This window comes from Mesorhizobium sp. M0207 (assembly GCF_040321995.1).
Lineage (GTDB): Bacteria > Pseudomonadota > Alphaproteobacteria > Rhizobiales > Rhizobiaceae > Mesorhizobium.
Map to the genome: position 1 here is coordinate 18,016 of NZ_JAMYSQ010000009.1, position 24,175 is coordinate 42,190.

Annotated in this window: 18 protein-coding genes and 9 pseudogenes; 12 read left to right on the top strand and 15 right to left on the bottom strand. The window is 58.9% G+C overall.

Going from position 1 to position 24,175, the window contains the following annotated elements; all coding sequences use genetic code 11:
* The first annotated feature begins 374 nt into the window (after window positions 1–374).
* Window positions 375–1,295 (top strand): LysR substrate-binding domain-containing protein, encoded by a 921-nt coding sequence (locus tag NKJ15_RS14405; RefSeq protein WP_352815860.1) that lies wholly within the window; start codon window positions 375–377, stop codon window positions 1,293–1,295.
* Between the two features lie 10 nt (window positions 1,296–1,305).
* On the opposite strand, the gene NKJ15_RS14410 is transcribed toward NKJ15_RS14405, so the two are convergent.
* Together NKJ15_RS14410 and NKJ15_RS14415 are read right to left on the bottom strand one after the other, a co-directional pair.
* Window positions 1,306–1,791: a hypothetical protein gene (locus NKJ15_RS14410; protein ID WP_352815862.1), complete on the bottom strand. Its 486-nt coding sequence runs from the start codon at window positions 1,789–1,791 to the stop codon at window positions 1,306–1,308.
* 74 nt (window positions 1,792–1,865) lie between these two features.
* The gene (locus NKJ15_RS14415) at window positions 1,866–2,021 is read right to left on the bottom strand and encodes a hypothetical protein (protein ID WP_352815864.1); all 156 of its coding nucleotides are present in this window, start codon (window positions 2,019–2,021) and stop codon (window positions 1,866–1,868) included.
* 226 nt (window positions 2,022–2,247) lie between these two features.
* On the opposite strand from NKJ15_RS14415, the pseudogene NKJ15_RS14420 reads away from it, so the two are divergent.
* Together NKJ15_RS14420 and NKJ15_RS14425 are read left to right on the top strand one after the other, a co-directional pair.
* Window positions 2,248–3,401 (top strand): annotated as a pseudogene (locus tag NKJ15_RS14420) (IS110 family RNA-guided transposase).
* Window positions 3,402–4,273: 872 nt separating this feature from the next.
* A complete protein-coding gene (locus NKJ15_RS14425) occupies window positions 4,274–4,657 on the top strand; it encodes a transposase (protein ID WP_352815869.1) in 384 nt (127 codons plus the stop codon).
* 463 nt (window positions 4,658–5,120) lie between these two features.
* Here NKJ15_RS14425 and NKJ15_RS14430 read toward each other — a convergent pair whose 3' ends face one another.
* The 4 genes and pseudogenes from NKJ15_RS14430 to NKJ15_RS14450 form a co-directional block, all read right to left on the bottom strand.
* A complete protein-coding gene (locus NKJ15_RS14430; RefSeq protein ID WP_352815871.1) occupies window positions 5,121–6,551 on the bottom strand; it encodes a hypothetical protein in 1,431 nt (476 codons plus the stop codon).
* A gap of 284 nt (window positions 6,552–6,835) precedes the next feature.
* Window positions 6,836–7,054: pseudogene (locus tag NKJ15_RS14435) on the bottom strand (IS110 family transposase); the annotation flags it as partial.
* Window positions 7,055–7,097: 43 nt separating this feature from the next.
* Window positions 7,098–8,561, bottom strand: a pseudogene (locus NKJ15_RS14445) (aspartate aminotransferase family protein).
* Window positions 8,562–8,612: 51 nt separating this feature from the next.
* On the bottom strand, window positions 8,613–9,782 hold the full coding sequence (locus NKJ15_RS14450; protein WP_352815872.1) for a M20 aminoacylase family protein: 1,170 nt from the start codon (window positions 9,780–9,782) through the stop codon (window positions 8,613–8,615).
* A gap of 652 nt (window positions 9,783–10,434) precedes the next feature.
* Between NKJ15_RS14450 and NKJ15_RS14455 the strand changes: the two are divergent.
* Together NKJ15_RS14455 and NKJ15_RS14460 are read left to right on the top strand one after the other, a co-directional pair.
* A pseudogene (locus tag NKJ15_RS14455) lies at window positions 10,435–10,898 on the top strand (transposase); the annotation flags it as partial.
* A 177-nt stretch (window positions 10,899–11,075) separates the two neighbouring features.
* Window positions 11,076–11,450, top strand: a pseudogene (locus NKJ15_RS14460) (transposase); the annotation flags it as partial.
* Here NKJ15_RS14460 and NKJ15_RS14465 read toward each other — a convergent pair.
* Both NKJ15_RS14465 and NKJ15_RS14470 read right to left on the bottom strand, forming a co-directional pair.
* A complete protein-coding gene (locus NKJ15_RS14465; protein WP_352816012.1) occupies window positions 11,439–12,623 on the bottom strand; it encodes an aspartate aminotransferase family protein in 1,185 nt (394 codons plus the stop codon). The pseudogene NKJ15_RS14460 and the gene NKJ15_RS14465 overlap by 12 nt on opposite strands.
* A 781-nt stretch (window positions 12,624–13,404) precedes the next feature.
* Entirely contained in the window at window positions 13,405–14,166 is a 762-nt protein-coding gene (locus tag NKJ15_RS14470; RefSeq protein WP_352815874.1) for an IclR family transcriptional regulator domain-containing protein, read from the bottom strand.
* Between the two features lie 120 nt (window positions 14,167–14,286).
* Here NKJ15_RS14470 and NKJ15_RS14475 point away from each other — a divergent pair, with 120 nt between their 5' ends.
* The 4 genes from NKJ15_RS14475 to NKJ15_RS14490 all read left to right on the top strand — a co-directional run bounded on the left by NKJ15_RS14475 (window position 14,287) and on the right by NKJ15_RS14490 (window position 17,384).
* Window positions 14,287–14,994 (top strand): 3-oxoacid CoA-transferase subunit A, encoded by a 708-nt coding sequence (locus NKJ15_RS14475; protein ID WP_352815875.1) that lies wholly within the window; start codon window positions 14,287–14,289, stop codon window positions 14,992–14,994.
* Window positions 14,991–15,680, top strand: a complete 690-nt coding sequence (locus tag NKJ15_RS14480) for a 3-oxoacid CoA-transferase subunit B (protein WP_352815876.1) — start codon at window positions 14,991–14,993, stop codon at window positions 15,678–15,680. The genes NKJ15_RS14475 and NKJ15_RS14480 overlap by 4 nt, the downstream gene beginning before the upstream one ends.
* A 9-nt stretch (window positions 15,681–15,689) precedes the next feature.
* Window positions 15,690–16,895 (top strand): 3-oxoadipyl-CoA thiolase, encoded by a 1,206-nt coding sequence (pcaF, locus tag NKJ15_RS14485; protein ID WP_352815878.1) that lies wholly within the window; start codon window positions 15,690–15,692, stop codon window positions 16,893–16,895.
* A 303-nt stretch (window positions 16,896–17,198) separates the two neighbouring features.
* A complete protein-coding gene (locus NKJ15_RS14490; RefSeq protein ID WP_352815880.1) occupies window positions 17,199–17,384 on the top strand; it encodes a hypothetical protein in 186 nt (61 codons plus the stop codon).
* Window positions 17,385–17,567: 183 nt separating this feature from the next.
* Here the strand turns inward: NKJ15_RS14490 and NKJ15_RS14495 are convergent, their stop codons facing one another.
* From NKJ15_RS14495 to NKJ15_RS14525, 7 genes and pseudogenes are all read right to left on the bottom strand, one after another.
* Window positions 17,568–18,311 (bottom strand): amino acid ABC transporter ATP-binding protein, encoded by a 744-nt coding sequence (locus tag NKJ15_RS14495; RefSeq protein ID WP_352816014.1) that lies wholly within the window; start codon window positions 18,309–18,311, stop codon window positions 17,568–17,570.
* 122 nt (window positions 18,312–18,433) lie between these two features.
* Window positions 18,434–19,408, bottom strand: a complete 975-nt coding sequence (locus NKJ15_RS14500) for an amino acid ABC transporter permease (RefSeq protein WP_352815882.1) — start codon at window positions 19,406–19,408, stop codon at window positions 18,434–18,436.
* Between the two features lie 50 nt (window positions 19,409–19,458).
* The gene (locus NKJ15_RS14505; RefSeq protein WP_352815884.1) at window positions 19,459–20,292 is read right to left on the bottom strand and encodes a transporter substrate-binding domain-containing protein; all 834 of its coding nucleotides are present in this window, start codon (window positions 20,290–20,292) and stop codon (window positions 19,459–19,461) included.
* A 174-nt stretch (window positions 20,293–20,466) separates the two neighbouring features.
* Window positions 20,467–20,661: pseudogene (locus NKJ15_RS14510) on the bottom strand (IS110 family transposase); the annotation flags it as partial.
* Window positions 20,662–20,722: 61 nt separating this feature from the next.
* Window positions 20,723–20,878: pseudogene (locus tag NKJ15_RS14515) on the bottom strand (IS6 family transposase); the annotation flags it as partial.
* 128 nt (window positions 20,879–21,006) lie between these two features.
* On the bottom strand, window positions 21,007–21,537 hold the full coding sequence (locus tag NKJ15_RS14520; RefSeq protein WP_352815886.1) for an aminotransferase class I/II-fold pyridoxal phosphate-dependent enzyme: 531 nt from the start codon (window positions 21,535–21,537) through the stop codon (window positions 21,007–21,009).
* A gap of 2 nt (window positions 21,538–21,539) precedes the next feature.
* Window positions 21,540–21,761 (bottom strand): aminotransferase class I/II-fold pyridoxal phosphate-dependent enzyme, encoded by a 222-nt coding sequence (locus NKJ15_RS14525; RefSeq protein WP_352816016.1) that lies wholly within the window; start codon window positions 21,759–21,761, stop codon window positions 21,540–21,542.
* Between NKJ15_RS14525 and NKJ15_RS14530 the strand changes: the two are divergent.
* The 3 genes and pseudogenes from NKJ15_RS14530 (at window position 21,657) to NKJ15_RS14540 (ending at window position 23,989) form a co-directional block, all read left to right on the top strand.
* Window positions 21,657–22,741, top strand: a pseudogene (locus tag NKJ15_RS14530) (IS630 family transposase). The gene NKJ15_RS14525 and the pseudogene NKJ15_RS14530 sit on opposite strands and share 105 nt — an antisense overlap.
* Window positions 22,742–22,838: 97 nt before the next feature.
* Window positions 22,839–23,156: a hypothetical protein gene (locus NKJ15_RS14535; RefSeq protein ID WP_352815888.1), complete on the top strand. Its 318-nt coding sequence runs from the start codon at window positions 22,839–22,841 to the stop codon at window positions 23,154–23,156.
* Window positions 23,157–23,222: 66 nt separating this feature from the next.
* Window positions 23,223–23,989 (top strand): annotated as a pseudogene (locus tag NKJ15_RS14540) (IS5 family transposase).
* The last annotated feature ends 186 nt before the right edge of the window (window positions 23,990–24,175 follow it).

Below are 24,175 nucleotides of genomic sequence, written 5' to 3' on the forward strand. Positions count from 1 at the left end.
AGGGTCGGATCCCGATCACGGCGCGCTTACCTCGTCCCACATCATGATCAATCTCGAGCGAAGGCACTTGGGAGGGGTCGTTCAGGCGCATTCCGTGAGCGGGCCCTTTGACGTGATTACCGAGATAGCCGCACCATCGATCAGTGTACTCGACCGGATGGTCGACGTGACCGGCGAGGTCGCTGGCGTCGGAAAAACGCAATCGTAAATCGTCCTCTCAACCGGATTCCGGCGCTAAGTTGAGATGGTTTTACCCCGGGGGAAGTCCTCGAACTCTGCGCATCTCAAAAGGGCGGTCGTGCCGGCGTCGTCATATCCTCGCAGGCCCAATTCGCGCTGGACTGTGAGTTCCGCTCATAGAAGGTGTTGTGCCTTTGCAGTCCGTAGGTCACCGCAATCTGCCGTCTTATGCCCTCTTGCGCAGCTTTGAGTGCGCTGCGCGGCACGAAAGCTTTACGCAGGCGGCGGAGGAACTTCATCTCACGCAAAGCGCCGTCAGCAGACAAGTCAAGGAACTTGAGGAGACGATCGGCGTGACAATGTTCCGGCGGGTGGGACGACGCGTCACACTGACCGAGGCTGGCAGGCGGTTTGCGGCTGATCTGGCAGTCGATCTTGAGAACCTGAAGCAATCCGTAGCGCGGGCGATTGCCGCTGGCGAGCGACATTCCACGTTGCGTATTGGCATCCTGCCAACATTTGCCAGTCGGTGGCTGATCCCGAGGTTGGGGACTTTTCTGAACGACCATCCCAGCGTCGAAATCAGGCTGGAGACCCGGATCGTACCGTTTGACCTCACACGAGAGCGCTTCGATCTCGCGATCCATTTCGGACAGGCCAACTGGCCGGACGCACGTTTGAACAAGTTGTTCGATGAGGAAATGCTGCCAGTTGCATCCCCCAAATTCCGCGATACGTACTCGGCGAGCGAGCCTGATCGCCTCGCGGAGGCTCCACTTCTGCATCTCGTTACTCGCGAAAGCGCGTGGATTGACTGGTTCGCCATAAAAGGAAACACTGATAAGCGCCTGATGAGCGGCCCACATTTCGATCAATTTTCTATGATCATCTCGGCTGCCGTGTGTTCAATCGGCGCCGCCCTTATACCCAGATATCTGATCGAAATGGAGCTCGAGTGTGGCGTTTTGATCCCGCTAAGCGACACACCCCTGAAGACGCACAACAGCTATTTTGCAGTCAGCGCGGCAGGCGACGTTAACCCGCAGGTAAACGCTTTTACGCGCTGGCTTATGTCGACCGCGCGGCGCGCCAGCATGACGAATAGCCACGAGTAGATTCGCATTATCAATATTGATCAATGCTTCGCAAACCAAGTGCAGTGGTGGACGCTGCGGAGTGGGGTCGATTACACTGCTCGATCGTTCGTAGCTGGAGGAGCGGTAGCGGGAAAGCATCGTCATCACAGGTCGAGGCGACTGTGAGCGCAATCACGACGCCCACGCCAGGAGCTGTCATGAACAGGCGAGCCATGGCGTTCTGCTTGGCGACGGCACGGACGCGCGTGTCGACAAGCCTGATCCGCTCGATGAAGGAACCGCGCGCCTCGATCATTGCTTCGGCGCAGCGGGCAAAGCCACCGACCTTCTTCCCGAACATGACGCCGAACGTCTTGAGAAGGCCGCGGATCTCGTTCTCGATCTTCCAACGGATACCAACCAACATGTCGCGTGCCGACAGTAGCGCCCCCACGACGTAGGCGCCCTGACTCCTGATGCGGACTTCCGTCCGCACGATTTGCGCCAGGCCAGCCGCATCAATGGCGATGTCCATCTTGTTCGGTATCATGGAAAGGGCGGCGCTTGCGTGGCGCGCGTCGAGGCACACGATCGGCAATCCGCGGTTCGTTAGCTCATTGCCAGCGGGCCGGTTTCCATGCCGATCCTTGCAAGCTCCCAGCCTTCCCGGCCAGCCAGTGGGCGTAGCCTGCGGATCGGTCGGAACCTTTCTTCCGCGATCTTCTTGCCGTTCTCATCGACCACCCAGATAGCGCTCTGTCCCATCGAGACATCGAGGGCTGCATACTTCGTGATGGCAGTTCTCCTTCCTCGCGCTGCGGCGCTGACTGATTGTCGACATTGTCACGCTGGGGAACTGCCGCCCGGAATGCGAGAGGCACCACCCGCGATTACAATAAGCGGTGTGGTGTAGATGCTATGGGGCGAGCGGCGACGGTGTTGCATTTTTCGGCGCTGTTACAACCAACTCTTCAGAAGGAGGAGGCGCCCCATGTCGCAATCTTTTGAGGCGAGCCGGTCCCTTACCGCTCTTGAACAGGATAACACGGTCATCGCCGTCATCAAATGAGCAAGGCGAAATGGCTGATTGCCGCGCTCGTACCGGGCCTCGAGCGCCAGCCGCTCAAGAAGATCGATGCCGACACACCATCACTGTTGAAGCTGCTGCGGCGCCGGCGCGACGAAGCCGGCCAGGCCGGGCACAGGATCAAGCGGATCGCCGTCGCCTATGAGGCGGCCGGCGACGGCTTTTGGCTGGCGCGTTGGCTGTGGGCGCGCGACATCGAGGCCTATGCCATCCACCCCGCCAGCGTTGCGGTGTCGCGTGAGCATCGGCGCCCCAAGACCGATCGTCTCGACACCGAGCTTTTGATGCGTGCCTTTCTGGGTTGGCTGCGCGGCGAGAAGCGCCATTGCAGTATGGCGGCAATCCCGACCATCGAAGAGGAGGACGCGCGATGGCCGAGCCGCGAGCGGGAGAGCCTGGTCCGCGAGCAGACGCGGCTCATCAATCGCATCAAGGCGATTCTTGCCCGCTTCGGCATTCGCAGCTTCCGCTTAAGCCTGCGTAATGCGGCGGACAGGCTGGAGAACATCCGCACGGCAGAGGGGACGGCGCTGCCGCACAACACCCGCGCCGAGTTGCACCGCTTGCTTGAGCGGCTCGACCTCGTGCGTGCGCAAATCCGCACCATCGAGGGCGACCGCCTGCGTAGGCTCGCCGCGGCTCAGGCTGCACCCGAAGGCCCGCATGCGATGGTGCGCCTCATCGCACGGGTCATCGGCGTCGGTGTTGAGAGAGCGGACATGCTGGTCCACGAGATCCTGTCGCGCGGATTGCGCGATCGCCGCGCGGTGGCGCGCTATGCCGGGCTCACGGGTTCGCCCGACGAGAGCGGCAAACGCCGGCGCGAGAAGGTGCTGGCACGCGCCGGCAGTGCCCGCGTGCGGCATGGCATGATCCAATTGGCCTGGCGCTTTCTCCTCTTCCAGAAGAACAGTGCCCTCGTCCAATCGTTCCAGGGGCGCACGGCCGACGGCCGCAAAGCCACGCGCAAGACGATGATCGTGGCGCTGGCGCGCAACCTGTGGCGCCTCGTCACCACGGGCGAGGCGCCACAGGGCGTCAGCTTGCGTTCGGCGTGATGGGCCCCCTGTGGGAAGAGGAGAGCAACGCATTCCCAATTGGCTGGCCCGCAGCAGGGTCTGCCGATGATGATCCGAAGTGGCGACAACCCGAAGCTACATGGTCGTCAGACCGCGGACGTAGAATGGGCCCGCCGCCCCGGAGCTTCGCCTCGCGAGCCCATGCTGCATCATGGTTCAGATCCGCTGAGATCGACCGAATACAAGTCTGCCGCGCGCCCGCCCGCGCCTGCTTATGGCGAACTCCGCCTCGGAATCCATTGTCAGCACCTCGCAGAGCTCCCTGCCGACCCGAGCAAGCCTGCCGCCGTGGCCGTGACCGTCAAGGACAAGCCGCGGCGCGATCGGGCCTGCGGCCCAGCCTAGGTCACTGCGCGCGGCGGCCAGAGCGAAGGTAGGTCGGGACGAGGAGATGGTCGCCAATCGGCCGTACTAGTCTAGGAGGTGAAGAAATGAAGCAGGTGAGCTGCGCGCTCGTGTTAGTAGCTGGCCGCCTCTGCGACTCGCCCGATTGCGCCGTGAGCGCGAAATCCGTAGTTGTCGTCTCGCCCGCCGCTCCCGTCTTCAAACCTCTGACAGGAGGCGCGAATGCGACGGGTGACTGGGATCGATATCTACCGAACCTTCGAAGAGGTGGTTTTCTGGGAGAAAGGCAGGCTTCGCCTTGCCGGCCGCATGAGCCGGACAACGCGAGAGGGGTTTTGGCACGAGGCTTCTGACGACGGACGAGATAGGGATTGAGGCGACGGGGACTGCATGGCGGTGTCTCGGGTACTGTCGCGTTCTTGAAGCGGGTAGGTGGTGATTGCCAATCTCTCCAGTCAAAGGCGATCACCCATGCTCATGTAAAGACCGATAACGTGGACCCCGGTATGCTCGCCAGCCTGTACGCGGCGGGCTATCTGCCGGAGATATGCACGCCGGATGCCGCACTGAGCGGATGCGCAGGCTGGCAGCGCGCCGCTGTCAAATCGTGCGGCATCGCAGCCGGATCAGAACGAGGTGCATGCGATCCTTCATGCGCGCCCGATCCCGAGTGCCCGAATGCCGACCTGTTTGGCGGCCGCGGGCGGAAGCTGGTCAGCTATTTCGGACTCAATCCGTGTGTGCGACAGTCAGGCCTCGGCGCTGCCCATCATGGCCGCATCAGCAAAGTCGGGCGCGCCCGCGCCATGCTCGTGGAGGCGCCTGGGCAGCCGCGAAAGCGCCTGGTCCGCTACACGCCTTCTTCGTCTGCAGCGCGACGATCAAGGTGAGCTTCCAGATCGCCGCTATATTCGTCCGCGTCAGGACCAAACGTGGTCATCGGCGACCGCCGTCGCCGTGGCGCGAACTGACGGTGCTCTGTGGCATATGCTGACGGAGGAGAAGGCTCTCTGTGGGCGCGGCCCAGTCTGATCGCTCACAAGGTGCGCTCGATGGAGCTACAGGCTATAAGGCAACAAATCCCGGTCCCAGCCATGTCTACCATGTGAAACATTTGCGCGATTTGGAGATGCAAATCGCAAGGCGGGCGCAGAAGGGTATGAGCATTTTATTGAGGTTAGCGCCCGGGCACGCCAAAAGAAAGGGCGCGCTCGCGAGCGGCTTCGTCACCGCCGAGCTACACCATCAGATGAGAGACCACCTGTATTTGCACTTAATGCAGTCTTCGGTGACGGTATTGGTCACAATCGACTCCCCGTTTTGTTCGAAAACGCCGAACGTCCCTGACCGCGGCTACTCCGCCGCCTGGAGAAATGCGGGCTTAATCCCGTACATCGAGTAGAGACCGGCCTCATCGAAGATCACACGGTCGTCATAGCCGCTGAACCAGATTGCGTCCGGGTTTCTACCAACGATGGTCACCTTGCATCGGTCCCGCGCATCCGCGGCCGAACGCAGCAGCTTGAAGATCACGACGCCCCTTTCACCGCCAGGGACGCCCGGTACGGGCCCGTTTGTGACGGCGGCGACTTCAGTTTTGCCCTTGTAATGGGTGATTGAAAGCCGCGCATGCGCCTCTACGCCGGAGAGGCCCTTCTGCGACTCGTTCAGGACCTGCCATGTCCGTTCAATCGGGACATTGAACGCCTTGTGGCCGATAATGTCGCGGCCGCAGAAGAAGTAGTGGTTTTCGATACCGTTGCGGAGCATCTCGCGCTGCATGATGCGCAACGAGTCCGCGTCGTCGTTTATGTCGCGAATAATCGGCGACTGATTGTGAATGGTGATCCAGTCGCGCCGGGCGAGTTCGTTTACCGCAGCCCGCGTTTCAGCGATCCATTCGAGCCCACCGTCAGGATTGTCGATATAGCCGCCATCCGGCGTCTTGCGCAGAAATTCGTCGGGATGGTTGAAGTGCACTATCATCCGTAGGCTGATTTCCGGATAAGCTTGGTGGAATGCGTCGAGCATCGCAAAGAAGGTCTGGTCGAAGCGTTGCGGATGAAATGCCAGTTCCTTGGTCCCAATGCGGACATTCTCGACGCCGGCTTCCGCAAGCCCGGCCAGCCAAGCAGCGATGTTCTTGTTTCCCAGAACCATGGGATCGCCGCCCGACATCAGGACCTCGCGTAGCTTTTCGCGGCCGGTCTCGGGATGTCGGCCGCCATTGGCGGCTACCACCATGTTGTGCCCGCGAATGTATTCGACAATCTCTCCCAACTGCGCCAGGCCCTTTGGAGCTACCGTGCCGTTCTCGCGGGTGATCTGCTTGCGGCCGATCAGTTCCTCGCGATAGCAGAAGCGACAATGCGCGGAGCAGGTGGATGCCACGTAGAGTAGACCAAGCTCATACTTATGGATCAGCCCCTCGCGCGGGCTGTAGGTCATTTGCTTGCCCGGATCTTCTGCACCGTCGAGATTGTATGTCTCTCTGGGGCTGGCTTTCACCAGCGTCTGCATGGGCCGGCTGTATTGCGCCTGCTCGTAGTAGTGGCGCGTGATCTTGATCGGCATCCTGGCTTCCAGATCTCTCGGGGTGCCTTTCAACTCGAGGATCTGATCAAGTTCTTCTCGTGAATAGAAGGCGCGCATATCTTGGGGCACATCCTCTCTGGCGAACTTGGTTATGCCGGTGATGATCTGCCGGTCGTATTTGCCGTTGACGACTTTTCCCAGAAACGCCTGCTCACGCTGTGAGGGCAAGTATTTTTCTAGGGTACTCATGGCGCACACCTCCAGGCTGAAATATCCAACCGGCACAGACTGCAGCAGAGGCCGATCCGCGTGAACGCATTGACTTTCTCTGTCTATTTTTGGGATGCACCGCACCGAGTTACAAGCGCATATTCGTCACCAGTTTATGACTCGTATTCATGACGACAGTATTCTTCGAACTGGTGTTGAAGGCCGTAGCTTTCCGCCTGCCTCAACAATGCGGCGCTCACCGGTTCTCAAATAGCCACATCTGTTGCGGGAGCTGAGTCGCAAATGATTGCTTATCTGGAGCCGAAGCGCATGGTCGGCCGCGTGACTGCCTCGCAGCTCGCCTCTGCATCGGCTTGCCGCGCTTCACGTAGGATTTGGGGTAGGCCGGCGGTATCAGGCGAACCTCATGGCTAAGCTCGGTCGGTCAGTGCCCGCGCCCAGAAATACGACGATGCGCAGGCTTCCATTCCGACTCGCAAGTTGAGAATATCCGCCCGTGCCAGCTGCCGGCGTACGACGATGATCCGAGTCACGCTACGGAACTGCACCCAATGTTCCAGCCGGCTATGATCCGTGCCCGGCGCCACTCATCGCATCAAATGCGTCGACTTCGACCCCCCGTGTGCACACCTCCCAATCGGGCCGCTCTTTGAAGAGGCGGTATCGCAAGCGGTGCATCCGCGGCAAAGGTCGTCGCTGCAACGCAGCCCCGGCGATCGATGATCGGATCGTCAAGCCACAGCAGATGCCGAACTCAGCCGCTTCATCGAACAGCCTCTGCTGAACATGTGATACTCCGACATCATCGAGATGCGGTCCCCATCGAAACGGTATCCGCCATACTGCGCACGTAGGATGACGGGATCGAGTCGCAGATAGCGGTTCTGCAGATAGTGCCCTCCAGCGAGCTGAATAGTTGGAAATCAGCCTGGGTTTGCCGGCCGGGATCTCTATTCCGCGAAAAAGACCTCGGCCGCGGATGTCGCCAACATGCTGATGATTTCGAAACGCTCATGGAGTCGCTGGTTGAGCAGTTCCCCATCCATATAACGTACCAAGGAGGCGATGTTCGTGGATAACGTCCTGCACTGCGAGACCGGCCGATGCTGCCATTGGATATCCCAAGTAAGCAAGTAAGTGTGACCATGCTGGAAAAATCCTGTTCCAGAAGCAAACGCGTCATAGATGTGGCGTCCGAGCATCACGGCGTCGATCGGCTGATAACCTCCCTCAGTCCCTTCGCGATTGCCATGATATCCGGGACACTGCCTTCCTGTTCGAATGCGTGTAGCGTTCCAGTGCGACCAATGCCGCACATGACCTCATCCAAGATCAAGAGAACGCGGTGGCGATCACAGTCTTCGCGTATCTTCTTGAAATATCCGGCACCGCGCCCGCTGTCGCCCCAACGACAGTTTCCGCGAGGAATGCTATCACTTCGTCTGGTCCGAGCTCAAGAATTTGCCTCAAGTTTGCTGGCACGCGCTGACCATACTAATGCTCGCTTTCGGCAGGTAAGCGACCGCGATACGCATAGCATGGCGCAACGTGACGGGTTTCGATCAGGAACGGTCGGAACTAGGCCCGGCGTGATTCATTGCCACCAGCGGCAAGAGCTCCCAGAGTATTGCCATGGTAACTTTGATGGCGCGCGATGATATGCCGGCGACGAGCTTCCCCCTTCTCGACGAAATACTGGCGCGCCATCTTCAGCGCGGTCTCCATCGCTTCCGCCCCCCGCTGACGAGATAGACGTAATCGATTCCATCCGGCGAGTCGGCGACCAGGCGATCCGCAATCTGCTCGGCGACTTCCGTGGTGAATAATGCCCTATGAGCGTAGGCAAGCTTGTCGAGTTGAGCGTGCAGCACGCGCGCACCTCCGGATGACCGTGTCCAATACATGACACAGCGGCTCTCCGGAGCCGTCGATGTATGCCTTGCCGTCGGCGTCAAATAGCTCGATACCCCGCCCGCCGACAGCCACGGGCAGGTTTGCGTGAATGGTCCGGTGCAGAATCCTGCTCATGATTAGTCTCTTATCCGGGTCGTGGATTGCGCGTAGTCGAGCACGGTCGCTTCAAACGGCCAGAACCGTCTCGACCAGGTCCACCCAATAGCCAATGCCGTAAGGCAAGGCTTCGTCGTTGAAATCAAACGCCGGGTTATGACACGCAGCGGTCGGTCCATTCCCAAGAAAAATGAAAGCGCCCGGCCGCGCCTCAAGCATATAGGCGAAGTCCTCCGCCCCCATGCTCGGTCCCATCTTATCATCCACTGATGCAGACCCAACGAGGTTGCGTGCCGCCTTGATCGCCAGATTGGTCCCCTCGGTGTGGTTGAAGGTAATCGGGACGGATCGACGGTACTTGAACTCGATATCCGCGCCGAATCCACGCGCAACGCCTTGCGCGCATGCCGAAATCTCACGTTCGGCGAAGTCTCGTAGGCCGGATGCGAGAGTCCGGACGGTTCCGGCCATCTCAACATTATCGGGAATGACGTTGTAGGCCTGTGCGGCCCTCAACTTGGTGACGGAGATCACCAGCGCCTCTTTGGGGTCGGTCTTGCGCGAGACTAGGGTTTGCAGGCCAAGTATGATTTGGGCTGCAATGACAACGGGATCAATGGTTCGATACGGGTGGGCCGCATGGCCGCCCCTGCCCTTCACGACGATATCGAAGTCGTCCTGCGAGCCCATGATCGGGCCATCGCAAATGGCGAATTTTCCGATCTCCATGCCTGGCTGGTTATGCATGCCGAAGACCTGGGAGATATCGAAACGATCCATGATCCCTTCTTGGACCATCCTTAGGCCGCCGGATGGTAATTCTACTTCTTCTGCCGGCTGAAAGATCAAAGCGACGGAGCCCTTGAAATTGCGCGTACTTGCGAGGTGTTTCGCAGCGCCCAGCAACATCGCTGTGTGACCGTCGTGGCCGCACGCATGCATTTTGCCCGGTACTTTCGATGACCAGGGTTTGTTTGACGCCTCCACGATTGGCAGGGCGTCCATGTCTGCCCTCAATCCGATCGTCGGCCCTTCTCCGCCTTCACCCTGAATCAGTGCGACGATACCGGTCTCAGCTATCCCCGTTTCGATGTGATTGATGCCGAAGGAAGCCAGTTTCTCGGCCACGAAGCTAGCTGTGTTGTGTACCTGATAGTCAAGCTCGGGATTTTCATGGAGATAGCGGCGCCACTCGGTTGCCTCGCACTGCAGATCTCGGAAAGCTTCAACGCTTCTCATCTTGCATCAGCCTTTTTTTTTGCATAGTTCTGCCGAGCCGTTTCGGTTTTTTCCTGCCGCGTCACGTATTCTTGGCGCGAAAGATACAAGGGGATCGATTGAATCGCTTGTTGAGCGCGGGATGAGGATCCAACGTCAATTCGTCAACTTATCACGATCGTCACTTTATCCAATCGAGGATCAGGATCCGTCATCCAATGCTCCTTCGTAGGATGATGCATGTGGGAGAGCGATTTGCGCCAAACTGCGACGGCTGCTGAAATGTGGATCACATAAAGCGGTGCGGTTTGAAATGTGGTAGCAGTCGGGTTCCGAGACGCCCTTGGCACCTACCGAAGGAAGCCAGATCGAGCGCAGATCCCGTCTCAGCCAAAGATGTCGAAGCTTTTCTGACCCTCATGCGCGGGCGCGTGCAAATCCGCTTTGGTGCTCGACATTGGCTGCGTTATTCCGCGCAAAACCCGCCAAATCAAGCCGGCCTTGTTTCAACATGACGGCTCGCCGCATTGTTCGCAGCAACGGGCTTGCACTCAGGCCTTAGGCTGGCTGCGGGACTAACCCGGATTTCTCAAACAGTTGAGGTGCATCGGGGTTCCGAATCAGAGAAAGTTGTTTTGCGACAACAGCTTAGCTCTGAGGAAAGGAACGCCCGATGCAACCAGACTGTATAACGGACATGTCGGTTTTGCACCCGTCGACGGGCACAAAGTTGTGGCTGCCTTCGACGGTGGCGCGATGACGTCGGAAGCCGGCGCGCTGTTGCTGGGCGCGGTCGATGGGGCCATCGGCCTGATCGATCGGCTGGCGCGGTGTTTTGCCGATGCGCGCAGCCCGCATTTGATCGAGCATGAGGTGAAGACGCTGGTCGGGCAGCGGGTCTTGGCGATGGCGCTCGGCTACGAGGACCTGATCGATCATGACGTGTTGCGCCACGATCCGGTGATGGCGGTGCTGGCCGGCAAGCTTGCGGCGCGCCGCAAGGACTGCGCGCCGGTGGCCGGCAAATCGACGCTCAACCGGCTGGAACTGAGCACCGCGGCGGCAACTCGCTATCGCAAGATCAGCCACGATGCCGGCGCCATCGAGTGCCTGTTCGTCGATCTGTTCATCGAGGCGAAATGCGCACACGCTGCTATTCTGCTCAAACGAGACCAGCGAACGGCTCAAATCGTTAACCTGGGTCATGGGGCACCTCTGTCGCTTCTATCGAACGACGATGGTGCCATACCGCCGCCGCTCGCCCCATAGCTTCTCCAGATTCAACATGCTGGCTGGGGATGGAGGCCAGCATGGATGGGCAAGCCTTATTCGATGGATCTGCGCGAGCGGGTTGCAGGAGGGCCTGTCGCGGCGGCAGGCGGCGGCGCGTTTTGGGATCGGCATCAGTACGGGCGGTGGGTTCGCCGGCTGCGGGAAATGGGCATGGTGGAGCCCGGCAAGATGGGCGGATGGCCGAAGAAGATTGCCGGCGCGCACCGCGACTGGCTTATCGAGCACTGCGGGAATACAGACTTCACGCTGCGCGGCCTTGTGGCAGAACTGGCCGAGCGTGGATTGAAGGTCGACTACCGCTCGGTGTGGGAATTCGTCCATGCCGAGAAGCTGACGCACAAAAAGACGCTGATCGCCGCCGAGCAGGATCGGCCCAACCTAAGATCATCGCGCTCTAGCACTGCCCGACCCAAGCAGCCCCTGCCGTGTGCGCGCGAACTCCTCAACTGCATCGATGAATCGGTCGAGATCCGATTGCAGGACCGGAAGGCTCAGCGCAATCATTCCACGTCGGGCCATATAAAAACCCGCCTTCAGCATGTCGAGAAAGAACAGTTCCCGCAGACCATCCTCTCGAGTCGTCGGCGTGTAGGCGCAACGTATCAAGGGGGGGCGGTAGTGCGCGGTGGCAACGGAGCCCAACCCAGAAAAGTGCATCGACACGCCGAGCTTCATAAGCCGGTCGTTCAGTGCTGTCCGTAGCCGCTCACCCCGTACATACAGCTCCTCCGCGACTTCCTTTGTGAAGATTTCCCCAAGCGCGACACGTCCTGCGGCCATGGACAGGACGTTGTTGTTGAAGGTACCTGCGTGCGGCAGACGCCCGTCGAAGAGGGACAACACGTCGGCCCGGCCGCCGAACGCCCCAAAGCTCATTCCGCCGGCCATATACTTGCCGAGCGTCGTCAGATCGGGAGTAATGCCCAAGCGCTTTTGGAGCCCACCGTCAGACATTCGTGATGTCACAACCTCATCGAAGATAAGCAATGCGCCCACCTCTCGCGTAGCCTCCCGTAACATTTGCAGAAAACTGCTCTCCGCAGGGATACAGCCACCGCTACCCAACATAGGTTCGACGATCACCGCCGCGAGCCGATCCTGGTTATGCGCGATCACCGCGGCTGCAGAGTCCGTGTCGTTGTAGTTGGCCGAGAGGAATGGGAACGGAACGGTGACGGGGGACGGCCCCTCAGGAGTGAACAACAGCACACCGCCATGGTAGCCGCCTCGAAAAGCAAGGATCATGTCGCGACCGGTATGGACGCGGGCCGCCGTTAGCGCCATCAGATTGGCTTCCGTGCCGCTGTTGGTGAAGCGTATGAGTTCCATTGACGGAAACCGCGCACAAATGAGTCTTGCCAGCTCGTATTCGGCCCTGCCCACTGCTGCGAAGTTTAAACCCCGCATCATAGCTTGGTGAACAGCGGTGTGGATCCGAGTCTCCGAGTGGCCAAATAGGCCCGCGGTATATTCACCGCAAAGATTCACAAACTCATGGCCATCGATGTCCCAAAGCGTGCTGCCCTCGCCCTTGTCCATCGCAATCGGAAAAGGCTGATAGTATAGCACGGAGCGGGTGTTCCCACCGGGCATCACGGTGCGGGCTTGCCTATGGAGTTCGGCGCTTCTAGGATGCCTAGCGATGAAGCGGTTCCTCGCGTCCAGGAGGCTCGATTCAAGTGTGCTGTTCGATTCTGGGGCTGCCGACATCTCAATCTCTACTCTACGCGTCGCCATCGACACACTCAGGGGAAGGCGACGTGGCCGCGCGGCTCACTGTCTCGCACCAGAGAAGTCTAAGATTGACAGGTGCCAAGATGTCTTCAATCTGGCCCACTTTATGAGTCTCCCGTTTCATCCCAGCGCGCTCCGTGATGATTCTGCTTGCAGTCAAGCTGTTAGATTTTTCTGAAGCCGCCATTAGAGCAGGCGTTTGAAGTCGGCGCGCAATTGTATCGGCGGCTGAGTCGTTCCACCAATACACGGACGCTCTTATTGCTTAGCGGTCATCACGCAGACTGACCCAAGACGCGTTCAATTAAGGACAAATAATAACAACGAATACCGCATTGTTGAGCGGAACAGATCCTGCTCCCCTGTCTCGCGGTAGCTGGTGAGGTCTCGACGTCGCTGCTCCTCGATTGTACTAACCCGCTGACGTTGGAGAAGCAGGATGGAGGAGCGGTCCTGAGGAAAGGCGGTCGCTATGTGAACTGCCTGCGATTTCCACCAGACAGTCGCCGGCTACGCAGAGCTTACGAATTTAACTGGAGTGAACGAGAGCTGACAGCAAACGTTACTTTGAGCCTGACGACTGCCGTCGAGAATATGATGTCATCTCGTGTACGATCTATATCAGCGACTGTCTCAACTCGGATTCCGTTCGGAGTAAGGGCGGCAAATACATTCGCTCAATTTCCGCCATGCTTGTCTTGCCCGCCGCGAGCCCGACATTGAGGGCGGCCAAGGTCCTGCCGTTGGCGGCCTTCAACGGCACTGCGAGCGAGCACAGCCCGATTTCAACTTCTTGATTGATGGACGCAAAGCCGCGCTCGCTCACTTTCGCGATCTCCACCATCAATGCATCAATGTTTGTCACCGTGTATTCTGTCCGGGCGACCAACTGCGATGCCTGAAGCAGTCGAAGAGCCGTTCCCTCCCCCGCCGCCGCGAGGAGCACGCGTCCCAGGGAAGTACAGTAGGCGGGCAGGCGCGATCCCGGCATCAAAGTTATCGACATCACGCGGCGTTGGGCTGCGCGGGCTATGTACACGATTTCGGTTTCGTCGAGGATGGATACCGATGTGCTCTGTCCGATCTCTTCTGAAAGTAGGTCGAGGAACGGCTGAACGATCCGCGGCAGCGGCATCGCTGCGAAGCAGCCGGTGCCCAGCCTGAGCACTCTCGGGGTCACGGTGAAAAACTTGCCGTCATAGGCGCAGTAGCCAAGTTCTGCGAGCGTCAGAAGACAGCGCCGTGTGGTTGCTCGGTCTAGACCGGCGATCTCGGATGCTTGCGAAATGCTGAGCCTTGGAGTTTCCGCCGTAAAAGCCTCGACAACCTTTAAGCCCTTCGCCAGGCTTCCCATCATGTCCCGTTCCTTCACGGCCATCCCCTAGATCTCCCTTTGTGCGATAACCGAACAACGGCAACATATCGCACATTTGAGTTGCCGTCTACGCCGGTGAGTAGTATCTCGAAACCGCACAGACAGTGCGGAATGGAGGCCCTAATGAACAAAACGATCGAGAGCCTGTCGGATGCAGTCGCCGGGATTGGTGACGGGGCAACCGTCATGACCGGCGGTTTCGGCGGCTCAGGCGCGCCGATCGAACTCATCCACGCCCTAATCGAAAAGGGGCCAAAGAACCTCACCGTCATTAACAACAATGCCGGCAACGGCCGTATCGGCATCGCCGCGATGATCGACGCGGGAATGGTCAAAAAAATGATCTGCTCGTTCCCGAAGTCGTCCGATCCGCGTGCGTTCACCGACAAGTATCTCGCCGGCGAGATCGAACTGGAGCTCGTGCCGCAGGGGACGCTCGCCGAGCGCATTCGCGCCGGCGGCGCCGGTATCCCGGCCTTCTATACGCCGACGGCCTACGGCACCGATCTTGCCCAAGGCAAGGTGATTGCGGAGTTCGACGGCCACCCCTACGTGCAGGAGCGCTGGCTAAAGGCCGACTTCGCCATCGTCAAGGCGCATGTCGCCGACACTTACGGCAACCTGACCTACAATAAGGCCGCCCGCAACTTTAACCCGCTGATGTGCATGGCCGCCGCCGAGACGATCGTGCAGGCCTCCAAGATCGTGCAGGTCGGCGAAATCGATCCGGAGCACGTCGTCACGCCCGGCATCTTCGTCAACCGCGTCGTTCATGTCGCGAACCCGCAACAGGAAGAAGAGCTCATCCGAGCCGGAGTGGCCTACGTATGACCGTCAACGTCCGAGAAGACATCAAGCTTTCCAACGCGCAGATCGCCTGGCGGGCGGCCCAAGACATCGCCGACGGCGCCTACGTGAACCTCGGTATCGGCTTTCCGGAGATGGTCGCTCGCTATCAGCCGCCCGGCCGGCAGGCGATCTTCCATACGGAAAACGGCATTCTGAATTTTGGCGAAGCACCCGCTGCTGACGAGGAGGACTGGGATCTCATCAATGCGGGAAAGAAGGCCGTAACCCTCAAGCCAGGCGCATGCTTCTTCCACCATGCAGACAGCTTCGCAATGATTCGCGGCGGCCACCTCGACGTGGCGATCCTCGGTGCATTGCAGGTTGCGGAGAACGGCGATCTTGCCAACTGGCGTGTCGGCACCAAAGGCGTCCCGGCCGTTGGCGGCGCCATGGACCTCGTGCACGGTGCCAAGCAAGTGTCAGTTATCACCGAGCACGTCGCCAAGACCGGCGAGCCGAAACTGGTGGAAAAATGCACCTTCCCGCTGACCGGCGTCGCCTGCATCACCCGCGTCTACACGAGCCATGCGGTGATTGACGTCAAAGACGGCCATTTCGTGCTGCGCGAAAAACTCCTCGACATGACGCTCGAGGAACTGCAGGCCATGACGGGCGCCAAGCTTCACATCGCAGGTCCGGTCACCGATCTCATGGTGCCGGCACTCTGAGGAGACAATATGACTGAAGCATTTATCTGCGACTATATCCGCACGCCGATTGGCCGCTTTGGGGGCTCGCTCTCCTCAGTGCGCGCCGACGACCTTGGCGCAATCCCGCTAAAGGTTCTAATGGATCGGAACCCTGCGGTCGATTGGGAAGCGCTTGGTGACGTGATCTACGGATGCGCCAACCAGGCCGGAGAGGACAACCGAAACGTCGCCCGCATGTCGCTGCTTCTGGCCGGTCTGCCTGTCTCGGTAACTGGCACCACCATGAACCGTCTTTGCGGTTCCGGTATGGACGCGGTCATCACGGCCGCGCGCGCCGTAAAGTCTGGGGAAGCCGAGCTGATGCTCGCCGGCGGGGTGGAAAGCATGAGCCGCGCGCCCTTTGTGATGCCCAAAGCCGAAGCCGCTTTCTCGCGCAACGCGGAGATCTACGACACGACGATTGGCTGGCGCTTCATAAACCCTCTGATGAAGAAGCAGTATGGCGTCGACTCCATGCCGGAGACAGGCGACAATGTCGCCATCGATTTCAAGGTCTCTCGCGACGACCAGGACGCCTTTGCCGTCCGGTCGCAGGCAAAAGCTGCTGCAGCACAGGAAAACGGTCGTCTGGCCAAGGAGATCGCCGCGGTTAGCGTGCCGCAGCGGAAGGGTGATGCGGTCATCGTATCCACAGACGAGCATCCGCGCGCAACCTGCCTAGACGCGCTCTCCAAGCTGAAGCCGGTCAACAACATGGACGGCGCCACCGTAACGGCCGGCAACGCCTCCGGCGTTAATGACGGAGCTGCGGCTCTTATTATCGCTTCCGAGGCTGCTGCCAAGAAATACGGCCTGACGCCGATCGCCCGCGTGATGGGAGGCTCTGCCGCAGGCGTTCCTCCCCGTCTTATGGGTTTCGGGCCGGCTCCAGCTTCCAGGAAACTGATGTCCCGTCTCGGCCTCACTGCTGACCAGTTCGACGTGATCGAGCTCAATGAAGCTTTTGCGTCCCAAGGGATCGCCACGCTTCGCGACCTCGGGATTGCCGACGACGACGCCCGCGTGAACCCGAACGGCGGAGCGATCGCGCTTGGACATCCGCTCGGTATGTCGGGCGCCCGCATCTCGGGTACGGCAGCACTCGAACTTTCGCTCCGCAAGGGCAGGTACGCACTGTCTACGATGTGCATCGGCGTGGGCCAGGGGATAGCGGTCGCGCTTGAACGCGTTTAACCCAGGACCGAGATGCATGCGACCGACGCTAGCCATCGAAGGCAAACGACAGCCTCGGAAAACGCAGAAACAACCGGGACGAAAACCCCGGCCATTACGTCAGCGGATGCCTCCGACGAGGTTTGAGCTCCGTTGACTTGTGAGCCTTCTCCAGCCGCACCTTGACAGTTCAAACCGCAGCGTTAGGCGCGGGTGCCCACCGGTCAGTTTGCAGAGGTCCGTGATGTTGTAGATGGGCAACCCGGTCGGGCATTTGTGACAACAGGCAGCCCGTGCACTCGAAGAGTATCAACGCAATCTGGGATGCTCGACGCGGAGTCGCGCGATGCAGCCGCCAACCTCCTGTTCGATCTGATCAACGTCAGTCCGCACGAGTGGGCGGGCCAGAGCGTGGCGTACGTATACCCCATCTTCAATCCCTCCGATGACTACACGCTTCCGGTCGCCGGGGTTTTGTATGCCCAACAGGTCTTCACTGCAATGTTGTGAGTCAGAGGTTATCATGGCGAGCTTTTTTGCAGGAGCTAACTGACACAGCAGAGTCGGAAGGAGAAGCAGCCTTGAGGTTACCGCCGGCACATTGATGCTGCAGAGATCGCTGCCTGGTGACGAACCATAAAGCCGCAGTCTGCAGTGATCACCTCGGCACCTCGATCGACCAGGCGCTGGGCCTCAGTGCTGCAAGATTTGGCTGAGGAAAAGCTTTGTTCTGTCGTGCTGGGGATTGGTGAAGAAGTCTTTGGGAGCGGCTTCTTCGACGATCCGACCCACATCCATGAAGATCACCCGGTCGGCGACGGCACGGGCAAAGCCCATTTCGTGGGTGACGCAGACCATGGTCATCCCGTCGCGGGCAAGACTTGTCATGGTTTCGAGTACTTCCGACACCATTTCCGGATCGAGTGCCGAAGTCGGCTCGTCAAACAGCATCACGGCAGGTTCCATGCAGAGCGAGCGAGCAATGGCAACGCGTTGCTGTTGCCCGCCGGAGAGTTGCACTGGGTATTTGTTCGCCTGTTCGGGAATGCGCACACGCTCGAGGACTTTCAAGGCCGTCTTCCTTGCCTCGGCTTCTGGCACGCCCTTGATCCACATCGGGCCAGCCATACAGTTCATCAGCACGGTCATGTGGGGGAAGAGATTGAAATGCTGGAACACCATGCCAACGTTTTTGCGCACCTCGGTGATGTTGCGCATCTTGTTGTGTAAGCGGATCCCATTGACCGTGATCTCACCTTCCTGATGCGCTTCGAGGCGGTTGAAGCAGCGGATCATCGTTGATTTTCCCGAGCCGGAGGGACCGCAGATCACAATGCGTTCGCCTTTGCGGACGGTGAGGTTGATATCCGTCAATGCTCTGAACGTGCCGTACCATTTGGAAACGTTGGTCGCTTCGATAACTTTGTCGGCATTCATCGGCGCCTGCTTTGAGCTGGAAGACTGCTGTGGTGAAGGCAAGCCTACGTGCAGCCAATTGCCAATCGACTGCGAGGTGCTGCCTCCGTTTGGGCCCTTCAGCTGATTTATGTTGCTAACGGTCATCGCACTTTACTCCTTGCGAGGTGACGCTCGAGCCGTGATTGAGCAACCTCGAGGCAGGCCGACATGATCCAGTATATGATCGCAGCCGTTATCAGCATCTCCATGTGATGGAAGGTTGGCTGGCCGATCGTGCGTGCAAGAAAGGTCAGTTCCCATACACCAAGCACCGACACGAGCGAGCTGTCCTTCAACATTGCGATAAAGGTGTTGCCCATCGGAGGAATGATAACCGGAAGGGCCTGCGGCAGGATGATCCTGCGCATAGTCAGGCCAAATCCGAACCCCATGGAACGGGACGCTTCCCACTGGCCGCGGTCGATGCTTTGGATGCCGGCGCGGAAAATCTCCGTCATGTAGGCGCCCACACAAAGCGACAGTGCCAGAATGCCGGAAGGAACGGCGTCAATGACGATGCCCAGTTGTGGCAACCCCAGATAGATCAGGTAGAGCTGCATTAGGAGCGGCAGCCCACGGAAAAACGACGTGTAGAAGCTGGCGATGGCGTAGGCGAAGCCATTGCTGGAAAGTTTTGCAACCGCCGCGACGATGGCGATGAGAGATGCAAACACGAGTGAAATCGCCGAAACGTAGATCGTTGTCACCACCCCTTGGGTGATCAGGTACGGCAAATTCTCCCAGATGAAGGGCATGCTCAGGTTAAACGATTTGAAGAAGGCAAGAAACAGGAGAAGTAGTTCAAGCCATACAACGCCGATTTGCACTCTCAACGGCGCAAAACCGATCAACACGATGTTGAGGCAGAAGATGACTGCAATCATAAAGGCGATCGCGAAGCGCCCATAGAACCCGCTTTGGAGCGGGTCCCCGATGACCGGGCGCATGAGTTCGCCGAAGGTCGTGCCAGTCAGGTTGACCATCAGGAAAACCGCAAGCACGACGACAAAGATTGAGGCAACAAACCAAGGCTTATGGACGAGTAGCTCGGATTCAACTGTATCCTGATAAAGCATAGGAATTCCTCCCGGGAAAGCGGCCCAGGTTAACCTGGGCCGCTGCAGTGCTACTTTTGGACGGTTTGATCCGAGCCGTACCATTTGATCGATAGCTTGGAGAGCGAGCCGTCTTCTCTCATGCTCTTGACCGCCGCCGCAACCTTATCGCTGAATTCCTTGTCACCATGAAGCACGGCGATCACGGCCGGCGCGGATACGAGTGGCCCACCCATAATTTTGAATGGATACCCGGCCTTGATCATTGCTTTCGCTTCCAGCTCCTCAGTAAGAAAGCCGTCAAGACGAACGCCATCGCCCAGGCGAAGATCATCCGCTGCACTGGTGGAGGATTCGTAGCCCTTCACCTCGCTCGGCGTGAACTGGAACTTTACCGGTGGAGCATCATACACCTCGAGCGTGTGCTTAGCATAGGACTCTTCTGAAGATCCCGCAGAAACGCCGATCACCTTGCCATCAAGATCAGAAGGCTTGGTCGCTTTGCTATCCTTGTGAACGACGGCAACCGAGTTGCCGTAGATGTACACGGCTGGAAAGTCGAATAGCTTGGCCCGCGGCACGGTCGGCGTCATCTGACCCATGGCAAGATCCCAACGGCCCTCCCATCTGCCCGAAGTTATGATATCCCACCCCGGCGTCACAAATTTAGCCTCCACGTCCATATACTTCGCGATGCCTTTGGCAACTTCCACGTCGAAACCGTCAAGTTGCCCCTTTTTGTCTATGAACGACGCCAGAGGGAACGCGGAGCTTGTCGCCACTGTCAGCGTCTTCGTGGCGAGGACGCGATCAAGTACTTCGCCAGCATGGACAGAAATAGCGAAAGCGAACGACGCAAATACGATCGATGCAGTCGCTGTGAGCCTTATCAGAAACCTATTCATCCCTGTTCCCCTTTGTTGCGTTTGTTGCCCAGAACCCACAGACATGCTTATTGTCTGCTCATTTGTCAGTAAGGCATAGCGACTGGCATATTGCGCCAAAATGCGTCGCCTGCCGAAATGGGCGCTTCAAAAAACAAGCCTTGTGTGAAATGCTTCGGCATCGGGTCACCGCGTCTTCGGGAGAAGCGAAGATGCAACAACGATGCAATCGTAACTGAGTTCGACGATGAGACGGTGAAGGCCGAAGCCAGTGGAGCCTGCCTCGTAACAAAGGTGCAGCTTCTCATGCTTTGCGGCCAGGCGCTTCACAGAACGCCCCTGACCTCCTCTAACGTCTCTACCGAGATAGCGAACCTCACCACCGCGCTCGGTTTTGTCGCAAACTTGGAAAATGGGTCGTGAACGGCAATTTTGGCCGATCCGACAGGCAGGCAGCGAGGGTATCGAACTGCTCGGCGATCGACGGACTGGGACAGTAGGCATACCTCGCCTGTCCTTTGCGCACCATGTGGATCATCTCGATGCCAAACAGGATGGCAGCGACGCTCGCCTGTGACTTGAAGCCGAGCATGGAGCGGATGCGGCGGCTAGTGTAAGGTGTCGCGCGACCGTGGCTGAGACATGCCCTGCAGCCTGATCTTGTCGTAACACGAATTCATCTGAAAACGTCTATCGGGATTTGATCGGGATGAACCTGCCACTGCGCACATAGAGTTATGGAATTACGCCCAGTTCTTTGCCGACCTTCACAAAGGTCTCGACTGCGCAATCGATATCCGCCAATGAATTCGCTGCCGACATTTGAGTGCGGGTACGTGCTTGGCCTTTCGGCACGACCGGAAAGTAAAATCCGGCATGATAGATCCCACATGACAGCATCTTTTCGGTCATTTGCTGGGCCAGAAACGCGCCCCCCACATCACTGGAATGTTTCGGGTGGTCCGCGCCGGCCAGACTGAAACCGGCACTTCTCATTTTCGACCGAAAACGTTCGGCGTTAGCGTAAAGCTTTTGGCGCAAAACGCTCCCATGCTCGATGACGTCGAATACCTTCAGGGAGGCAGCGGGCATCACCGGCGCCAGCGTGTTCGAGAAGAGATAGGGCCGAGAGCGCTGGCGCACCCAGTCGATCACTTCTGTATTGCCGGAGGTATCCGGAGGCATCGCCGAGCGCCTTGCCGAGCGTGCCGGTGATAATTTCCAACCTACCCTCCACGCCGCAAAATTCGGCAGAGCCCCGCCCATGCTCACCGACGAAGCCGACGGGTGTGACTATCGTCCAACATGACCATCGCACCGTACTTGTCGGCGAGGTCGCATACGCCCTTGAGATTTGCGATGATGCCGTCGATCGAGAACACGCCATCGATCAACGTGAAGCGTGTGCCTTCCGCCTTCTTCAGTTCCTCCTCCAGCGCCGAGTTCGTCTCAATGCAATCGTTTCGGCGGGCAGTTCGACTCAAAAGCATGTGTGGCGGGCGAAGATCATCTGATGAGCGACGAGGGTCTGGGAACCGTCGCGATCATGGAGGCGACGGCCAAGTCGAAGACCTGCGTCTGGCGTTGGCAGGAACGCTTCATGGCGAAAGGTGTAGACGGTCTTTTGCGTGACAAGAGCCGGCCGCCCGGCACTGCGCCGCTTGAGGTTGATGTTATCGACCGGGTGGACTCTGACTCTGGAAACGCCCAGGCGGGAGGCCACGCACTGGACCGTTCGTGCGATGGCAAAGGCGGTTGGGATCGCGGCGTCTTCGGTCGTCAAGATCTGGCACGAGCACGGCCTTGCGCCGCACCGCTGGCGCAGCATCAAACTGTCGAATGACAAGGCTTTGCCGAGAAACTGCACGACGTCGTCGGGCTCTATGTCTCGCCGCCGGCCCATGCCATTGTCCTTTCCGTCGATGAAAAGAGCCAGATCCAGGCGCTCGACCGGACGCAGCTAGGACTTCCTTTGAAGAAGGGCCGCGGCGGCACGATGACCCATGATTACAAGCGCCATGGCACCACGACACTCTTCGCCGCCCTGAATGTTCTCGACGGCTCCGTCATTGGCCGCAACATGCAGCGTCACCGGCATCAGGAGTTCATCCGCTTCCTCACGGAGTCCAGGCTCAGTTGCCCAACGCTACGGCGGTTCACGTCATCCTGGATAACTATGCGAGGCACAAACAGCCGAAGGTCCGGACCTGGCGCGGCACCCACGCTGGACATTCCACTTCGTTCCGACATCGTGTTCCTAGTTGAACGCCGTCGAGGGCTTCTTCGCAAAGCTCACACGGCGACGACTGAAAAATGGTGTCTTTCATTCCGTCGTTGATCTTCAGGCAGCCATCAAGCTTTATCAAAGAGCACAACGAAGAGCCAAAGCCGTTCATTTGGAAAGCAGACCCTGACAACACCATCGCAGCCGTCAGACGTAGGGCACCAAGTGTTGGAATCAATGCACTAGGCCGTGAACTCATAAATGCGGAATAACCGACGTGGGTGCAATTCGGTCTTTGACATGCGATATTCACGCAGAGGTCGTAGCGCGCGGGAGCCGGTCCTTGGCAATGGTTGCAACCTGGGTTTGGCGTTACAATTTGGACGCACTTCTTGACGAGATGCAAAACTTGTCAGGCGAACGGCTTGATGAGGGTGTGGAGAAGGTCTTGCGAGATGACATCGAAGCGTCGGACACCGATCTTTCTCCACCACGTTGGGCGTCCGGCGAATTCGACGGGCCGAATCCGATTATGGCGCGACTAGGGATCGACCAAGGAACAGAGGTGCTTCAAGTTCAACTGGAGCTTCCTGACGAACTCGAAGCACGCGCCGAAACTATCCTCGATATGATGCAGCGATACCGGCTGGTGTGGTCCTAATAGCCGCAGCGGGGTCGTTTTCGACTGAGACTTTCATATTGCGGCGGAATCTGATTCAGGCTCCGCATGAGCCGATATGACCTGACTGACTTCGAATGGCGCGTGATCGAGCCGCTGTTGCCGAACAAGCCTAGAGGCGTGCCACGCGTCGATGACCGCCGTGTGCTCAACGGCATCTTCTGGGTGCTTCGTTCCGGTGCGCCATGGCGCGATCTGCCAGAGCGATACGGCCCACGCACCACCTGCTACAATCGCTTCGTCCGATGGCGAAAAGCAGGTGTGTGGGACCGCCTCATGGACGCCACCACCAAAGCCCATGACGGCAAGGTGCAGATGATCGACACCTCCATCGTTCGCGTCCATCAGCAGGGCGCGACGGAAAAAAGGGGGGTCGAGATCATTGTCTCGGTCGCTCCCGAGGCGGGCTGACAACCAAAATCCATGCTCTTGTCGACGCCCAAGGGAGGCCGATCAAGCTGACGCTCACGGCAGGCCAGACGAGCGACATCGCCTCCGCTGCGGACTTGATCACGGAATTGCCCGAAGGTGCCATGCTGCTCGCCGACAAGGGCTACGATGCCGACGCATTGCGCACTGCCGTCACCGAGCGAAAGGCATGGGCCAACATCCCGCCCAAGGCTAACCGCAAGGACCCGATCTGCTTCAGCCCCTTCCTCTATAAGGCGCGCAACCTCGTTGAGCGCTTCTTCAACAAGGCCAAGCAGTTCCGTCGCATCGCAACCCGATACGACAAGCTGGCAGAAAACTACCTTGCCGCCCTCAAACTCGTCGCAATCCGCATCTGGCTACGCGGTAATGAGTCTACGTCCTAGCTTGTCTGGTGCTAGCGTCCTGCTTCCCGTCCGACTCCAGATCGACGCGATCTGGCCTGCCGGCCGTTGAAGCACCGCCAATGGCAACTTCAATGCCTCAACAGTCTTACGGCACACGGACGCCTGCCGAAAAGGCTGTTCCGCGGACGCGCGTGGCCCATGCCTCCGGTTTGTGCTCCAGTCGCT

Excerpts from the sequence above, each read along its gene's own strand:
- NKJ15_RS14410 (WP_352815862.1), bottom strand. The coding sequence starts at position 1,791 with ATGGACATCGCCATTGATGCGGCTGGCCTGGCGCAAATCGTGCGGACG.
- NKJ15_RS14415 (WP_352815864.1), bottom strand. The coding sequence starts at position 2,021 with ATGGGACAGAGCGCTATCTGGGTGGTCGATGAGAACGGCAAGAAGATC.
- NKJ15_RS14425 (WP_352815869.1), top strand. The coding sequence starts at position 4,274 with ATGCTCGCCAGCCTGTACGCGGCGGGCTATCTGCCGGAGATATGCACG.
- NKJ15_RS14430 (WP_352815871.1), bottom strand. The coding sequence starts at position 6,551 with ATGAGTACCCTAGAAAAATACTTGCCCTCACAGCGTGAGCAGGCGTTT.
- NKJ15_RS14450 (WP_352815872.1), bottom strand. The coding sequence starts at position 9,782 with ATGAGAAGCGTTGAAGCTTTCCGAGATCTGCAGTGCGAGGCAACCGAG.
- NKJ15_RS14470 (WP_352815874.1), bottom strand. The coding sequence starts at position 14,166 with ATGGCCGTGAAGGAACGGGACATGATGGGAAGCCTGGCGAAGGGCTTA.
- NKJ15_RS14475 (WP_352815875.1), top strand. The coding sequence starts at position 14,287 with ATGAACAAAACGATCGAGAGCCTGTCGGATGCAGTCGCCGGGATTGGT.
- NKJ15_RS14480 (WP_352815876.1), top strand. The coding sequence starts at position 14,991 with ATGACCGTCAACGTCCGAGAAGACATCAAGCTTTCCAACGCGCAGATC.
- pcaF (WP_352815878.1), top strand. The coding sequence starts at position 15,690 with ATGACTGAAGCATTTATCTGCGACTATATCCGCACGCCGATTGGCCGC.
- NKJ15_RS14490 (WP_352815880.1), top strand. The coding sequence starts at position 17,199 with ATGCTCGACGCGGAGTCGCGCGATGCAGCCGCCAACCTCCTGTTCGAT.
- NKJ15_RS14495 (WP_352816014.1), bottom strand. The coding sequence starts at position 18,311 with ATGAATGCCGACAAAGTTATCGAAGCGACCAACGTTTCCAAATGGTAC.
- NKJ15_RS14500 (WP_352815882.1), bottom strand. The coding sequence starts at position 19,408 with ATGCTTTATCAGGATACAGTTGAATCCGAGCTACTCGTCCATAAGCCT.
- NKJ15_RS14505 (WP_352815884.1), bottom strand. The coding sequence starts at position 20,292 with ATGAATAGGTTTCTGATAAGGCTCACAGCGACTGCATCGATCGTATTT.
- NKJ15_RS14520 (WP_352815886.1), bottom strand. The coding sequence starts at position 21,537 with ATGGGCGGGGCTCTGCCGAATTTTGCGGCGTGGAGGGTAGGTTGGAAA.
- NKJ15_RS14525 (WP_352816016.1), bottom strand. The coding sequence starts at position 21,761 with ATGCTTTTGAGTCGAACTGCCCGCCGAAACGATTGCATTGAGACGAAC.